This window comes from Desulforegula conservatrix Mb1Pa (genome assembly GCF_000426225.1).
GTDB classification, from domain to species: domain Bacteria; phylum Desulfobacterota; class Desulfobacteria; order Desulfobacterales; family Desulforegulaceae; genus Desulforegula; species Desulforegula conservatrix.
Map to the genome: position 1 here is coordinate 1 of NZ_AUEY01000010.1, position 15,516 is coordinate 15,516.

Genomic DNA, 15,516 nt, shown 5'->3' on the forward strand with positions numbered 1-15,516 from the left:
AAGGCTGTGGAGAAGTTTGAAATATGAGGAGGTTTATCTGAAGGCCTATGGAAGCATGTCAGAAGCGAGACACAAAATTGGCGATTATCTGAGGTTCTACAACACAAAAAGGCCTCACCAGAGCTTTAAGAATAATACGCCTGATAAAACATATTTTGAAGGTCTGGAAATTCCAATCGCCGCTTGAAGCTTTTATTAAAAATATGAGACACAGAGGTCAAAATTATATAAGGATTTGTTGATAGGATTTTCACTTATATTTTCAGAAAATCTGTCCAATCAAAACCGACCACTTATAACAACTGGGGTGTTGGGATTAGGATTTTCCGAGGCTTTAAGCCTCGGCATCATTGAAAGAGCTGTCCTTGCTGATGTGAAGGGCAGGTTGTCGAAATTATCCGATGTTTTTTATTTGTATTTTTGAGGATCTGATTTTTGAAAGTTAGTTATGCTTAACTTTTTAATCCTCAAAGGATCTTCATAGAAATAATTTGGGTATTGACGGTTTTTTGTTTTTTTTATGACAATCCATATTTTTTTAAAGAAGTGTAAAAATGGACCATTTATAAATTATTGAAGTCCAGGAAGAGAGAAAAGGGCAGTGGATTTAATATTTAGCAAGTAGATTCTATAGGCTTAAATTTAGTTTGATATAAAACTAATTCTCGACATTAAAAAAAAATGAGTAGGTTGATGTGCTTAAAAAACAAACCCGATCTTGCTTGAAAGCAGACCGGGTTATTATCGAGTCCATGCTATTTCCATGCTGGAAATTTTTACTCTGTTTTTCAGGAGTTAATTATTTGGGGTAACTACCTGATTTTATGTGGTACCTGGAACCGGAATCGAACCGGTACAGCCTCGCAGCCGAGGGATTTTAAGTCCCTTGTGTCTACCTATTCCACCATCCAGGCATTTTAAAAACATGCGAGTTTATATGCAGTTTATATCGATTTGTCAATATGTCTGAGAAATTACCTTCATTTTTTGTTTTGCTGATTACGGATTCATTTCGAATCAGTTGTGAACATTATTGTTTGGGATAACGGGAACGTCGCAAAAAATTCAAATGAATTTTTCAATATCGGTCAGCAAGACCCTCTCATCAGGAGTGAAGGGCAGGTTCAGTTCCTTGATGAACAGGCTGTTGATTGTGTAAAGCAGGTTGTTTATTTTATCTATGTCTACGAAGGCATTAGAACCTAAAGTTTCATCAATATCAGAGAAATTCATTGAACAGCAGTCGGCTTTCTGTCGTCCATCTTCCTCAAAAAATATTGGATATCCGTGGGTTCTGCAGATTATCGGCCTTTCGTTGTAAATCGTGCATATCCCTTCTTTTAGAAAATTGCAGTCTTCGTTTTCCCTTGTTGCATTAAATCCTATTTTATTATCAATAACAGATAGTGCTATGGATACAGCCTCCACAGGAAATACAGCGTCCAGCTTGCAGCACTGGCTACAGCCTTTTTTACATTTTATATGCTGATTGTAATGTGTTGAAATGGAAAGGCATTTTTCATCAATTTTTTTGACGAGGTTTTTATAGTTAAGCAGAAAATCTTTAACATTGCTATTGGTGGTCATTTAAAAATAATCTTTCATAAAAATACGGGTGAAAAAAACTTGCTATACTGCACATCAATCATAAATTGAAGTTTTCAAAACAGCTCCTCCTCCATCGCTTCCGTGGAGAAGACTGGAATGAGGGGGGTAAAATCAATCAATTTAGCCCTAACCCTGACCCTCTCACAAAAACGGGTGGGGGAGTAAAAATGCAGTTTATGCCCGTTTTCAGTATATGTATGATTTTAAAAAAACTGGCCGGTAAAAACCGGCCAGAAAATATTCTGTTATTTTGATTCGACGTATTTTTTAATGCTATCAGCGATAGTATTGAATGTTAATCTTCTTTTTGAATCATCACATTCTAGGAGGGTTATTCTGAAGCCTTTGCGTTTACAGCAGAAGCCTGTTATAGGAACGACGCAAATACCTGTGGAAGCCAGAAGATAATAGACAAAGCGTTTATCCACTTCAACCCCTTTGATCTTTTCTTCTATATATGCTTTTGCGCCTTCACCTTCGACGGGCAGTGACTGTTTTTCATTCAGTATTCCGTCTCTGAACAATACCGTCATGTAAAAAGCACCCTTTGGTTTTACGACATGTATGCATTCAACCTTGCTGAGTATGTCATAAGCTTCGTTGACCCTTGATTCGAACATTTTTTTTCTGGTTTCAAGATGCTCTATATATCTAGGGTCGCCTATGACATGGGGAATCGAATACTGAGGCAGGCTTGTTGAGCAAACCTCAAGCATTTTAGCGTCCCTTACGGATTTAATATACTGCTTGAACATCGGATACTTGTCCTGATTAAAGACTTCTATCCAACCGCATCTCGCTCCTGGCCAAGGATATTCCTTGGATATACCTCTGAGCGCAATCCCTGGAACCTCACCAATTACTTCGCTCAGGTGCACCGTTTCAGCTCCGTTAAATACGATATGGGCATATATTTCATCGCAAATTACAAACAGGTCATATTTCCGTGCAATATCGACTATCTTCTCTAACAGTTCCCGTGGATAAACCGCGCCTGTCGGGTTATCGGGATTAATGAGAAGGATGCCTGTAATGGAATCGTTATATTTAATCTTGTTTTCAAGATCTACCAGATCAGGCATCCAGTTATTGTTAGGATCAAGATCGTATGTTAAATGTTCGTAGCCCGAATGGGCGGCTTCGGCAGAAGAATGGGTAGAGTACGCCGGGGATGGTCCTATTACCCTTGCTTCACGTTTGAGGAAACCGAAAATTTTGGCGATTGCATCACCAAGGCCGTTAAAGAAAATAATGTCATCGGCTGTAACCTGATAGCCGCCTCTTTTATTGATTATGTCCGCAAGAAATTCCCTTGTCTGAGGAATTCCGGGAGTTGCTACATAACCATAAGTTTCATCTTTGGATGCTAGATCTGTGATGATCTCCTTGATCCATGCAGGCAGTTTTTCACCCTTTGCAATCGGATCTCCAATGTTTTCCCAAGTAATTTTTACGCCCAGCTTTTCAAGATCCTGGGCTACAGCTACGATCTCCCTGATTTCATAGGTTAGCTGTCCTGAACCAGCATGAACAATATCTCTTCGCATAACTAATTACCCCGGCGGAATCTAAAAAAATTCCATTTTGAAAATTAAGTGAAAATTGATGGACTCGCAAAAAGTCAAAAAAGAGAGCGTCAACGCCATGCCTGAATTGATCCGGTATCCTGCATTTTAAGTTATTTCTGGATTCCGTTCTGCTCAGGAATGACGGAAACTGCACTTTTTGCGACCTTGTCAAAATTATTATTTCTCCTGAAAAAACCTAATTTTTCAGAAGCAGAAAATTTACAAAATCAAATTATGATTAGCAATCAAATTCGGCATATAAGGCAATAAAAAGAAAATTGAGTATTTATTAAATCAAAAATGACGTCATCAGAAAAAAATCTGGCCGGAGACGAAGGTGTTTTTAAGGCCGACTCACCATTTCCAGGAATTCTGAAATTATAGCTCATCCGTTTTGATTTCTGCAATTTGGTTCCGATATAATGCGGCATTTCAGTAAGCGCGAGGCTGATTTCATTTTTCTTGACAATGATAATGACGGCTGCTAATTGAATGAATCTTCATTCAGCATTCTGCTATAAACTACGGAGGCCGCTATCAATCTCAAGGGAAAGTCAGAAAAATATAATCGCATCCTCGAAGCAGCTATCCGCATTTTTGCCCGTAATGGTTTTTTCAGCTCGACAATATCCCAGATCGCCAAAGAAGCCGGTGTGGCTGACGGAACTATATATCTGTATTTCAAAAACAAAGACGATATTCTTCTTCAGTTTTTTTCCTATAAGGCCAAGGAAATTTTCGACGGATTCTGGATGGCTGTGGATGAAGGTAAAAATTCTGTTGAAAAGCTCAGAAATCTGGTTAAAAGTCATCTGGCAGCATTCCAGTCTGATATAGATATGGCCATGGTTTTCCAGTCCGAGACCAAAGGAAATCATCAGATGCGAGACCAGCTAAATGAAATGACAAGAAAATATCTGAGCGCCCTGGGTGATATCCTGGAACAGGGTCAGGATGAGGGATTATTCAGTAAAGAACTGTATATGGGCCTCACGAAGAGATTTATTCTTGGCGCGGTAAATGAAGTAATCAATACCTGGGTTTCTTCCGGCGGCAAATATGATCTTGTCAGCATGGGGGATCCTTTGGTTAATCTAGTTATAAACGGTATAGGCGCAGGGGAAAAATTGGCCCCAACAGGGCCTTAACAGACTAAATATTTAAGGAGATTGTCATGGCTCAACAGATTTGTGACCGCAGGGATGTTGATTTTGTTCTTCATGAACAGCTCAACGTAACCGAACTCAGCAAGAATGAAAAGTTCGCTTCATACAACAAAAAGACCGTTGATATGATCGTGACTGAAGCACGCAAGCTTGCCATCAATGAAATTCTTCCTACAATGGTTGAAGGCGACCGTCAGGGATGTACATTTGAAAATGGTCAGGTGAAAATTCCGAAGCCTTTTTACAAACTTTGGGAAATATTCAAAGATGGCGAATGGGTTGCAATGACCGAGGAACCGGAGTGGGGCGGTCAGGGAATGCCAAGATCCGTTGCTCTTGCCGCAAGTGAACATTTCAACGGAGCAAACTATCCTTTCATGATGTATCCAGGCCTTACCCATGGCTGCGGAAAGCTCATCGAAAGCTTTGGTACTGACGAGCAGAAAAAAGTTTTCCTCAAGAATGTTTATACAGGAAAATGGACAGGCACCATGCTTCTTACCGAGGCATGCGCTGGCTCTGACGTTGGCGCCCTCGAAACAGTTGCCAAAAAGAACGCTGACGGCACATACAATATCGAAGGAAACAAGATATTCATTTCCGGCGGCGAGCATGATATGGCTGACAACATCATCCATCCGGTTCTCGCTCGTATCGAAGGCGCTCCGGAAGGCACAAGAGGCATATCTCTTTTCCTTGTTCCTAAATTCCTTGTTAATGCTGACGGAAGCATCGGCGCATTCAATAATGTTGAATGTACGGGGATTGAGCACAAAATGGGTATTCATGGCAATGCTACCTGCTCTCTTGCCCTCGGAGCAAAAGGGCCATGCTTAGGCACTCTCCTTGGTGAAGAAAACAAGGGTATGAGCCACATGTTCCTCATGATGAATGAAGCGCGTCAGCTTGTTGGTCTTCAGGGTTTCGGATGTGCGTCAGCTTCATATGTGAACGCAGTTGGTTATGCCAAGGAACGTGTTCAGGGCAAGGCCATAACAAATCCAAAAGGACCCGGCGTTCCAATTATCCAGCATCCTGACGTAAGACGTCAGCTTATGATCATGAAGTCTTATGTGGAAGGCATGAGAAGCATTCTTTATTATCTTGCTTACTGCCATGACATGTCAGTGGTTTGCACAGATCATGAAGAGAAGGAAATGTGGGAAGGTCTTACAGAAGTTCTTACTCCGATAGGAAAGGGCTATGTTACTGACAAGGCTTTCGAAGTTTGCTCTCATGGTATGCAGGTATACGGCGGATATGGCTTTGTTGAAGAATATCCCCAGGCACAGCTTCTCCGCGACTGCCGCATTACCCTTATTTATGAAGGAACAAACGGAATTCAGTCCATGGACCTCCTTGGCCGTAAGCTTGGCATGAAAAAAGGCAAGATTTTCATGGATTTCATGGCCCAGATGAACAAGACCATAAAGATGGCAAAAGAAATTCCTGCTCTCAATGATCTTACGGCAAAAGTTGAAAAAGCAGTTAATAAGATGGGTGAAGTTGCTATGCATATGGCAAAGACAGCCATGACTGATAAAGTTCTCAATGCATTTGCTTTCTCTCATCCGTTCCTTGAGGCTTGCGGTGATGTAACTGTTGCGTGGATGCTTCTGTGGCGCGCGGCTGTTGCTCAGCCCAAAATTGGCCAGAAGAAAAAAGATGACGCTTTCTATGAAGGCATTGTGAAATCTCTCCAGTATTTTGCAAACAGCGTACTTCCTGTAACTCATGGTAAGATGGAAGCGATTCTTGCCTGTGATGGAGCTGTAAATGAAATTCATGAGGATGCATTTGCTTCCTAATCGATATTGATTGATTTGAAATAGAATATTTAAGGACGGGGCCTGCTCCGTCCTTAAAATAAAAACTGCATCAAAAGTATATTCATAGCGGATAATCATCCTAAGGCTCTAAAACGATTCTTGATATGATACTGTGAGATATCAGTATGTTATCAATTATTACGTTTTTTGTCGATCAGCTGCGGGCTTGTTTTTTTTCTTGACTGTCAGAACTTTGTTTATTAAGAGTTGGTCGATTATCCAGCCGGTTTGTAGGCGGTGCGGGAGGCATCGTTTAATATAAAAGTTCAAGCATTTTAACTATTTATGAAGGGGGAAGGAATCTAAATGGAACCTGTTTTAATTGCTCCAGATAGTTTTAGTTTTCTGGGAATCCCCACGATCATTCTGTCGGCTATTATTCCGATGGTTGGCGTGGGCCTTTTTACCTACATCATGGCAAAGCGCATTCAGCCTTTGCTGAACGCCAGGAAAGATGCAAGATTTGACAGCATTCCTGAGCGTATCATGAAAGTTGTTCTCATCTATCTTGCCCAGCTTCGTCAGCCAAGATATATGATGGCAGGCGTACTTCATATCATAATATTCTTTGGTTTCTTAAGTCTTGCTCTCCGCTCAACCCAGCTCGTTGTCATTGGTATGTTTAATGACTTCATTGTTCCTGGTTTCGGCGGAATCCTTGGCAAGATCTACAATGTAATTAAAGATTATATGGCAACAGCTGTTTTCGGCGCTTGTCTTGTTGCCGCAATCCGCCGCGGAATTTTCCAGCCAGAGCGTTACTCAGTTCCAAAGCGTTTCGGTAAAGATCATACTGCAGAAGCTGTTTTCGTACTTGCGATCATCATGACCCTCATGTGCAGTGAGTCAATGTTCGAATCTGCGTATGTCGCAGCAGAAATCAAGTCTGGCGCAGAGCATGTTGCTTTCATGGCTCCTGGTACACTTGCATGGTTCTTCATGAAAATGCTTGTTTACAAGGGCGCTTCCATGGAAACCCTCCAGACACTCCATGTGGCAAGCTATTATGTCCATGATTTCGTATTCTTTTTCTTTCTTTGTTTCCTTCCTATGGGTAAGCACTTTCATGTTATCACATCGATCTTCAACGTATACTTCATGCGTATCAAAACAGGGAATATCAAGCCAATTCAGTACGGTGTTGCTGATGACAAGATAGAAGATCTTCCTTATTTCGGCGTAAAGAAACTTGAAGACTTCACATGGAAGCATATACTTGATTTCTACAGCTGTGCAGACTGCGGTCGCTGTTCAGATCAGTGTCCTGCAAGAACAGTAGGCCGTTCGCTTTCACCTCGTTTTATATCCATCAAGGGTCGTGACGCGATATTCAAGCAGTATCCGCTCATGGGCGAAGGCCACAAGCAGGAAGGTCTCATTATCGGAAGCATTTATGATGAAGATGAAATTTGGTCATGTACAACATGCGGTGCCTGTGAACAGGAATGCCCAATCGGAATCGAATATATTGACAAGATTGTTGATATGCGTCGTGCCATGGTTGATGAAGGCATGGTTCCACAGACACTCCAGAAACCTCTTCAGGCTATATCAAAACGCGGTAACCCATGGGGCAAGGTTGAGAAGAAACGTGCAGAATGGGCGGAAGACAAAGAATTTGCCGCTAATTGCCCTGTCAAGAGATTTGATAATGGTGATAAGGCTGAAACACTTTACTTTGTTGACTCCATCACCTCATATGATGACCGTATGAGAAACATTGCCAAGTCAACCGCTCTTGTTCTTAACCATGTTGGTGAAGATTTCGGCGTACTTGGTAAAGATGAAAAAGATTCTGGTAACGAAGTTCGCAGATTCGGTGAAGAACTCATGTTCCAGGATCTCAAGAACCACAATACTGAAATGATCAAGGAAACCGGCTGCAAGAGAATCGTTACATCCGACCCTCATGCGCTAAATGCTCTCAAGAATGATTACGGCACACTCAATGATACTCCGATTGAGCACATCAGCCAGACCATTCTTCGTGAAATAAAGAGTGGCAAGGTCAGACTCAGGAAGATTGAAGACGATACAAAAGTATACACTTATCATGATCCTTGCTACCTAGGACGCCATAATGGCATATATGACGAGCCTCGTGATGTTCTTGATGCAATTCCTGGTCTCAAGCGCGTTGAAATGCTCAAAAGCCGTGATCGTTCATTCTGTTGTTCTGGTGGTGGTCTCATGCTTTTCTATGAGCCACACGAAGAAGAACGTATGGCTGTTCTCCGTGTCAAGATGGCAGCAACCGCAGGTGCTAATGTAATTGTAACTGCATGTCCTTTCTGCCTTGTTAACATGGAAGATGCAATCAAGGTTGCAAACCTTGAAGGCAAGATGGAAGCTCTTGATTTCGTAGAGCTTGTTGAAAAACATATAATCCGGTAAAAATGGTCGCCCGCTGCCTAAACCCAGCGGGTCCAGCCTGATACTCAGCTGGCCATCAAACCGGTACAAGGATAGTGATTTTAGTCACAATTCAATAAACTGGGAGGAATTAAATGGAAATTCTCGTATGTGTTAAAAGAGTTCCTGATACGGCGGAAAACGAGATCGTTCTCAATTCCGACGGAAACGACATCGAGCGCGATGACCTCGTTTACTCTGTAAACGAGTGGGACAACTATGCAGTTGAAGAAGCAATCCGTATAGTTGAAGAAAAAGGCGGATGCGTTACTGTTGTAACTGTTGGCGATGATGATGCAGACGAAGTTCTTCGTCGTGAAATGGCTATGGGCGCAGAAAAAGCTATCCTTCTTAAGGATGACGCTTTCGAAGGTTCAGATGCTAAAGGTATTGCTACCATTCTTGCTGCTTGCGTAAAGAAAGGTAACTATGACCTCGTTCTCAGCGGTGCTCAGGCAGATCAGGGTTTTGCGGCAGTTGGCGGTATGATGGCTGCTATCCTTGATTATCCTTATGCTTCACTTGTAAACAAGATTGAAATCGGTTCAGGCAATATCACTGTTGGCCGTGAAATCGAAGGCGGAAATCAGGAAATGAACGAAATGGCTCTTCCATGCGTTCTTTCTATCCAGACTGGTATCAACGAGCCACGCTATGTTGGTGTTCGTGGTATACGTAAGGTTGCTTCCGTAGATATTCCAGTTTTCGGCGCCGGCGATCTTGGACTTGACGCAGCTTCAGTTGGTGAAGGCGCTGCAAAAGTTAAGCGTGTTGATTATTTCATCCCTGAAACCGGCGAAGGCGCAGAAATGCTCACCGGCAGCACTGATGATATCATCAGCAAACTCATTGAAATCATGAAAGCAAACGGAGGACTGTAATAATGGCACAGGTTTTCGCTTATGTTTCTCATAAGAATGGCGCTGTAGATGATACAGCCAAAGAACTTCTTGCTGCTGCTAAAAAGTTCACCGATGCTTCAGTTACCGGTATAGTTGTTGGTTCCGGTGTTGACGCGGTTGCTGCTGAAGCGGCTAAAATTTTTGCAGAAGTTATTAAAATTGATAACGCTGCTCTTGCATATCCAAATGCAGAAGTTGTTCGTAAGGCACTTGTTAACGTACTTCCTGCCGGAAGCGTTGTACTTTTTGCCCATGATACTTTCGCAATGGATCTTGCTCCTGGCCTTTCCATCAAACTTGGCGGCGCGTTTGCTTCCGATATCGTTGATATCGAAGGCGCTGACGGCAATACCGTTAAGCTTATTCGTCAGGAATTCAGCGGTAGCGTAAGCACTCACACCACCATAGATATTTCTACTGGTGCTGTAATCAATATGCGTCCGGGTGCAGTTGCTGCGGCTGATGCAACAGCTGCTGGTACAGTTGTTGACAAGTCTGCCGCTGCTGGTGATCTTGCTTCAAAGCGTACTTTCCTCAAGGTTGTTGAGCCTGAAGCAGGTGATGTTGATATCACCAAAGCTGATGTTCTTGTATCAATCGGCCGTGGTATTCAGGATCAGGAAAACATCCAGATTGCAGTTGATCTTAAAGAAGCAATTGGAGCGGCAGCTGAAGTTTCCTGCTCACGTCCAATAGTTGATGCTAAATGGATGGATGCTTCACGCCAGGTTGGTACATCAGGTAAAACTGTTAAGCCAAAGATTTACATGGCTTGTGGTATATCCGGCTCGTTCCAGCACATGGGCGGCGTAAAGGGTGGTTTTATTATTGCTATCAATAAAAACCCTAACGCTCCTATCTTCCAGGTTGCAAATGTTGGTATAGAAGCTGACATCGTTGAATTCCTTCCAGCACTTGCTGAGAAGATCGGCGAGATGAAATAGTCGTTTTTCTGCCTTAGTTTTAGAGTGTTATACACCGGTCGGATTATAGCCGACCGGTGTTTAAAATATCCTCCAGCAAATTAATTCTTTCTCAAAAGCCCTCAGTTTTTTTGGAAATATAAAAATGAATGAATCCCTCCATGCATTTTATTCAACTTCAGAAATAGAACAGAGAAAAAAGCTGTATACCTTTGCTAAAATTCATGAAAATATCATTGCCGACTGTAGCAAACTACTTGAAAATTCAATAAATGAGATAAATATCAAATTCTTCGAATGGATATACGATAGAGACGAATTTTACGAAATTAAAGATAAACATCCTGAACTTGAAAAATATACTAAGCCTTTGAACGAATATATCAGATCACTTTTTTCAGGAAGCTACGATGAAACATATGCAAATAATAGAATTGAACTTATAATTGGTAATATTCAAAATGGGGTTCCGTTTAAATATTACCAGTCATTTTTGTTTATTATAAAAAACATAATTGTTGATGTTATTTCCAGAAAGGCTGGAGGATCACCATCTCTATTTGCAATCACAGGAGCGTTTGACAGACTGCTAATGCTTGAAATTTCCATTGCCTATGATTTTTATATCGATAACGCAGTTAAAAATGCGATTCCTGAAGAAATTGCAACTGTATCTAATCCGGAAACAAATGCAATGAAGCCAGCTCAGTTTGCCATGGCTTATTTCAAAGTAGCTGCTAAGAACAAGGAGCTTCAGGAAGCCGTCAAACGTGAATCCGGTAAAAACCCTTTTGCCATGGCATATTTCAAGGTTGCTTCCAAGCATATTCCAAAGCCACCTTCCAAGAATGTAATCAAAGACAACAGAAATATGAACCCGATGGTTCTTGCATATTATAAGGTAGTTAACAGGGCTAGGGAGCTTCAGGAGATGAGCAGGCGTGACGCCCTCACAGGTCTTTTTAATAAGACAATTTTTAAAAGCTTTCTTCAGCGAAATATTTCCTTTTCAAAAAGAATTTCTTTCCCCATATCCATTGCTTTTTTTGATCTGGATGATTTCAAGAAGATAAATGATACGCTGGGACATCAGAAAGGGGATGAGATTTTGATGACAATCGGAGGCGTACTGACAGGAACCATGAGGGATGTAGACAGGGCATTCCGCTTTGGCGGAGATGAGTTTTGCGTTGTTTTTCCTGGTACCCCGGCCAAGAGTGCCTGCCTTTTTTTTGACAGATTCAAAGAAGGTCTGAATGCGATATTTCCTGAGGTGTCTGTAAGCATTGGGATAGCTCAGACCGGGCCCCATGTTTTTCATGAGGCGGATGATCTGATTAAAAGAGCTGATAATCTTATGTACGAAGCAAAGAAGGTAAAAGGCTTTTACATAGAATATGACAGTGTCGGATACTCGCCAGGGGAACCAGAAGTCACGGATCTCCCGCCTATACCTGACAATGATTCATTATTGGAATAAACATAAGAAGCTTATTCATATTCAAGGTTTTCATCGGGTTCTTCTGCTCCCCTTAGCTTGAGAACAGCGTATTCAGCCATCTTATCAAAAAGGGGGTTCAGCGTTTTTCTGTCTTTTGCACACACAGGGATCCCTCCCAGCTTTTTTGACATTATATCCACTGTCTCATGGTCAAGAAGATCCATTTTGTTCAGAACCGGTATGATGGGAATATCTTCAAGATGAAGCTGGCCGAGTATCTTTTCTACGGATTCAATCTGTTCCATGCATGCCGGATTACTGATGTCTATGACATGAACAAGCACATCTGCCGATTCAAGCTCCTCAAGTGTTGCCCTGAATGCAACAACAAGCTCTTTTGGAAGATCCCTTATAAAGCCGACAGTATCTGTTATTATTGCTTCTATTTCCTGGGGGAATCTAAGTTTTCTGCTTGAAGGGTCAAGGGTGGCAAAGAGCTGATCTTTGGTATAAATCTCACTTTGGGTAAGACTGTTCAGCAGGGTTGACTTACCTGCGTTTGTGTATCCAACGATGGAAAAAACCGGCAGTCCCATCCTGTTTCTTTTGGCTCTTTGCTGTTCCCTGTGTTTTTGTACGAGCTTAAGGTCTTTGGTCATTTTTTCTATACTTTCCCTTGCCCGCCTTCGATTGATCTCAAGCTTAGTCTCTCCTGGTCCTCTTCCTCCGATTCCGCCTGTGAGTCTGCTCATGGCCGTGTTTTTAGTCGCAAGACGGGGGAGAAGATATTTCATCTGGGCAAGTTCCACCTGGAGTTTTCCCTCCCTGCTTTTTGCTCTCTGGGAAAAAATATCTAGGATAAGCTGGGTTCTGTCTATAACCTTGAGGTCTATATAATCTGTAATTGAACGGATTTGAGCAGGTGTTAGTTCCTGGTCAAAGACGATCATTGTTGCAGATTTTTGCATGGCAAGAATGCTTACATCGCTGAGTTTTCCTTTTCCCATTAGGAATTTTGGATCAGGTTTCGATTTCTGCTGCAGAATTGTGTCTATGACAAAAATATCATTGGAAACTGCAAGCTCATAAAGCTCGTTCAGGGCAGCCTGGGCGTAATCTTTTTTTTGAGATGAGACACTTACAAGAATAGCTTTTTCCTGATCAGCGCGGGCCTCATAAAGACTTCCTGTTTTAGTTATGCCTGCTTCAAGAGTATAAATATAATTCTTGCAATCCATATCGAGATTGGCCTGGGTGATTGGCGGGAAAATCTCGTATGGTGGCTGACTGCTCGGATCAGACTTTATTGTGGCTGTATAGATAAAACCAGGCCTACCATCTTGTCTCACAGTCACAGAGGCAATCATGTCTAATCTTAGAAGAGCAAGGTCTGTGAGATCGTCTCTTGTGAGTGGTGAATCATCAAGATGGGTGTGAACGCAGCGCAGACCCTTGAGCCTCCCTGGAGTCGCCTTGTAGTCGGGCGTTTCCGGGATCATTATCTGGTGCGCGTCACCAATCATTACATTTTCGATTCTGCCTTCTCTGTTAACCAGAAGGCCTATCTGGCGTCTTATTTCATGGGACAGTGCTACCAGACGCTCCAGAACTGGCTGTGAGATTAAAAATTCAGAACTTATTTTGTTGTCATAAAGCTTCTGGATTTTTTTAATCTGGCTTGAGGCAAGCCCTGACAGGTTTCCTGATAATTCTTTCATTTTTCTCTTTTATTTTTGATGATGGTCGAAGTTGTATTAAATTGAATATAATGGTTTATATACTTCAAATGACGGGAAAGCAAATCGATAAAATTTACTAAATATTCAATAACTCTTGGAGGCTATTTATTGCATTTGCTTGGTTGTTTTTTAATGGCTATGTTCACCTTAGATACTATACTCATCAATGTCACAGCTTGAACATTTGAAATGAGTCAGGCCGTTTGAATGGCAAGCCTGTTGTTGCATCATTACTGGAAAACCCTTTTGAAAAAGGGTTTTCCAGACCTTTCCCAAAACTTTTATGTTTTTTTATTACGAGTTGAGAACATATGTTTTTAAAGCAAAAGAATCCATAACCGAAAAGTTTTTGCCAAGCTTTTTTCAAAAAGCGACCCGCAGGAGGCCCCTTTTTAGTTATTAATATCAGAATGATATTCTATAAAATACTTTTCTACACTTAAAGTGAACATAGCTTTTAAAAAAAAGGGGAGAGCTTCTTGTAATTTCTTTAGCCATGATACGGCTCATAAGCCAGATCTTCAAATCGTGTATACTGGCCTAAAAAAGCAAGGTGCACGGTTCCTACAGGGCCGTTTCTCTGTTTTGCTATGATTATTTCAGCCTTGCCCTTATTAGGGTTGTTTTCATCCTTGTTGTAAACCTCATCCCTGTAAATGAACATTACGAGGTCAGCATCCTGTTCGAGTGCACCTGACTCGCGAAGGTCGGACATTATGGGACGCTTGTCACTCCTCTGCTCAAGCATTCGGTTAAGCTGGGAAAGAGCAATCACAGGAACCTGAAGCTCTTTGGCCAGGGCCTTGAGTGATCTTGAAATTTCCGACACTTCTATGGTTCTGGATTCAGATCCTGCTCTGCCCCTCATAAGCTGGAGGTAGTCAATTATGATAAGGCCAAGATCTTTTTCCATTTTAAGACGCCTCGATTTTGCACGTATTTCCATGGCAGTAAGGTCTGGTGAATCATCAATAAATATAGGAGCATCACTCAGAATACCAGCGGCTTCGGTGATTCTGTGCCAGTCGCTCGAAGAAAATTTACCGTTTCTTATAAGGGATGAGTCGACCCTTGCTTCTGAAGCAAGCATACGCATGGAAAGCTGTTCCTTGGACATTTCAAGGGAGAATACAGCTACTGGCTTTTTGGAGATGAAGGCCGTGTTTCTTGCAATGTTAAGTGCAAAAGCGGTTTTACCCATACTTGGACGTGCTGCAAGGATAATAAGATCCGAATTCTGAAGACCAGAAGTCATATTGTCTAATTGCCTGAAGCCGGCAGGGGTTCCTGTATAAATCTCGTTTTTGTTCTGGCGATCTTCAAGAGTATCTATATTTGTCTGGATGATATTACTTATTGAGTAAAACGAAGGTTTTATTTTATCGCCCGATGCTTCGAATATAGCTGTTTCAGCAAAATCTATGGCATCTTCGACATCCACCTGGCTGTCATGGCATTTTTGAATGATTGTGGATGCTTTATTAATCAGTCTTCCAAGGACGGCCTTGTCCTTAATGATCTTTGCGTAATGTCTGGCGTTGACAGCCATGGGCGCAGTGTCGATGATTCTTGCAAGATACGATGCTCCGCCGATTTCTTCGAGCTGTCCTTTTTTCTGGAGCATTTCAGAGAGAGTTACAAGGTCAACAGGTTCACTCTTAGCAAAAAGATCAGAGACAGCAGCAAATATTTTTTTATGTGAAGGCTTGTAAAAATCATCTGGTGACAGTATTTCAACAACATCAATAAGGGTTGAATTGTCAAGAAGTACAGCGCTAATGACCGACTCTTCGGCCTCAACATTTTGAGGATATCGTCCCTGTGAGCTTGAGTCTGAGTATGCCATAATTTGAAAATTGAAAAAAGTGAAGTGTGAAGAAAAATAAACTGGCCGTTCCTTTTCAGAAACGGCCAGTAAAACCTTAATG

At 41.8% G+C, this 15,516-nt stretch carries 11 protein-coding genes and 1 tRNA gene; 7 read left to right on the plus strand and 5 right to left on the minus strand.

Annotation, left to right across the window (positions count from 1 at the left end):
* On the plus strand, nucleotides 1–187 hold a 187-nt coding region (locus tag K245_RS0105870), incomplete at its 5' end, for an integrase core domain-containing protein (RefSeq protein ID WP_027358551.1).
* 640 nt (nucleotides 188–827) lie between these two features.
* On the opposite strand, the gene K245_RS0105880 is transcribed toward K245_RS0105870, so the two are convergent.
* The 3 genes from K245_RS0105880 to K245_RS0105895 all read right to left on the minus strand — a co-directional run bounded on the left by K245_RS0105880 (nucleotide 828) and on the right by K245_RS0105895 (nucleotide 3,155).
* Nucleotides 828–914: transfer RNA gene (locus tag K245_RS0105880), tRNA-Leu, on the minus strand.
* Between the two features lie 151 nt (nucleotides 915–1,065).
* Nucleotides 1,066–1,587 carry a YkgJ family cysteine cluster protein gene (locus K245_RS0105885; protein ID WP_027358553.1) on the minus strand — a complete coding sequence of 174 codons (522 nt, stop codon included), beginning with the start codon at nucleotides 1,585–1,587 and terminating at the stop codon, nucleotides 1,066–1,068.
* 266 nt (nucleotides 1,588–1,853) lie between these two features.
* Nucleotides 1,854–3,155: a pyridoxal phosphate-dependent aminotransferase gene (locus K245_RS0105895; RefSeq protein WP_027358555.1), complete on the minus strand. Its 1,302-nt coding sequence runs from the start codon at nucleotides 3,153–3,155 to the stop codon at nucleotides 1,854–1,856.
* 593 nt (nucleotides 3,156–3,748) lie between these two features.
* Here K245_RS0105895 and K245_RS23275 point away from each other — a divergent pair.
* The 6 genes from K245_RS23275 to K245_RS26390 all read left to right on the plus strand — a co-directional run bounded on the left by K245_RS23275 (nucleotide 3,749) and on the right by K245_RS26390 (nucleotide 11,888).
* Entirely contained in the window at nucleotides 3,749–4,324 is a 576-nt protein-coding gene (locus tag K245_RS23275; RefSeq protein WP_269545259.1) for a TetR/AcrR family transcriptional regulator, read from the plus strand.
* Between the two features lie 26 nt (nucleotides 4,325–4,350).
* Complete coding sequence (locus K245_RS0105910) at nucleotides 4,351–6,150, plus strand: acyl-CoA dehydrogenase (RefSeq protein WP_027358556.1); 1,800 nt, start codon at nucleotides 4,351–4,353, stop codon at nucleotides 6,148–6,150.
* Between the two features lie 327 nt (nucleotides 6,151–6,477).
* Complete coding sequence (locus K245_RS0105915; RefSeq protein WP_027358557.1) at nucleotides 6,478–8,565, plus strand: (Fe-S)-binding protein; 2,088 nt, start codon at nucleotides 6,478–6,480, stop codon at nucleotides 8,563–8,565.
* Between the two features lie 113 nt (nucleotides 8,566–8,678).
* The gene (locus K245_RS0105920) at nucleotides 8,679–9,464 is read left to right on the plus strand and encodes an electron transfer flavoprotein subunit beta/FixA family protein (protein WP_027358558.1); all 786 of its coding nucleotides are present in this window, start codon (nucleotides 8,679–8,681) and stop codon (nucleotides 9,462–9,464) included.
* Between the two features lie 2 nt (nucleotides 9,465–9,466).
* Nucleotides 9,467–10,429, plus strand: a complete 963-nt coding sequence (locus K245_RS0105925; RefSeq protein WP_027358559.1) for an electron transfer flavoprotein subunit alpha/FixB family protein — start codon at nucleotides 9,467–9,469, stop codon at nucleotides 10,427–10,429.
* Between the two features lie 124 nt (nucleotides 10,430–10,553).
* Nucleotides 10,554–11,888 (plus strand): GGDEF domain-containing protein, encoded by a 1,335-nt coding sequence (locus tag K245_RS26390; protein ID WP_051283915.1) that lies wholly within the window; start codon nucleotides 10,554–10,556, stop codon nucleotides 11,886–11,888.
* An 11-nt stretch (nucleotides 11,889–11,899) separates the two neighbouring features.
* On the opposite strand, the gene hflX is transcribed toward K245_RS26390, so the two are convergent.
* Both hflX and dnaB read right to left on the minus strand, forming a co-directional pair.
* Nucleotides 11,900–13,567, minus strand: coding sequence for a GTPase HflX (gene hflX / locus K245_RS0105935; protein WP_027358560.1), 1,668 nt, complete (start codon nucleotides 13,565–13,567; stop codon nucleotides 11,900–11,902).
* Nucleotides 13,568–14,078: 511 nt separating this feature from the next.
* Nucleotides 14,079–15,434 carry a replicative DNA helicase gene (gene dnaB / locus K245_RS23285; protein WP_035276605.1) on the minus strand — a complete coding sequence of 452 codons (1,356 nt, stop codon included), beginning with the start codon at nucleotides 15,432–15,434 and terminating at the stop codon, nucleotides 14,079–14,081.
* Between the last annotated feature and the right edge of the window lie 82 nt (nucleotides 15,435–15,516).

What these genes read in the sequence shown, in the direction of transcription:
- K245_RS0105885 (WP_027358553.1), bottom strand. Translation starts at nt 1,587, where the DNA reads ATGACCACCAATAGCAATGTTAAAGATTTTCTGCTTAACTATAAAAAC.
- K245_RS0105895 (WP_027358555.1), bottom strand. Translation starts at nt 3,155, where the DNA reads ATGCGAAGAGATATTGTTCATGCTGGTTCAGGACAGCTAACCTATGAA.
- K245_RS0105910 (WP_027358556.1), top strand. Translation starts at nt 4,351, where the DNA reads ATGGCTCAACAGATTTGTGACCGCAGGGATGTTGATTTTGTTCTTCAT.
- K245_RS0105915 (WP_027358557.1), top strand. Translation starts at nt 6,478, where the DNA reads ATGGAACCTGTTTTAATTGCTCCAGATAGTTTTAGTTTTCTGGGAATC.
- K245_RS0105920 (WP_027358558.1), top strand. Translation starts at nt 8,679, where the DNA reads ATGGAAATTCTCGTATGTGTTAAAAGAGTTCCTGATACGGCGGAAAAC.
- K245_RS0105925 (WP_027358559.1), top strand. Translation starts at nt 9,467, where the DNA reads ATGGCACAGGTTTTCGCTTATGTTTCTCATAAGAATGGCGCTGTAGAT.
- K245_RS26390 (WP_051283915.1), top strand. Translation starts at nt 10,554, where the DNA reads ATGAATGAATCCCTCCATGCATTTTATTCAACTTCAGAAATAGAACAG.
- hflX (WP_027358560.1), bottom strand. Translation starts at nt 13,567, where the DNA reads ATGAAAGAATTATCAGGAAACCTGTCAGGGCTTGCCTCAAGCCAGATT.
- dnaB (WP_035276605.1), bottom strand. Translation starts at nt 15,434, where the DNA reads ATGGCATACTCAGACTCAAGCTCACAGGGACGATATCCTCAAAATGTT.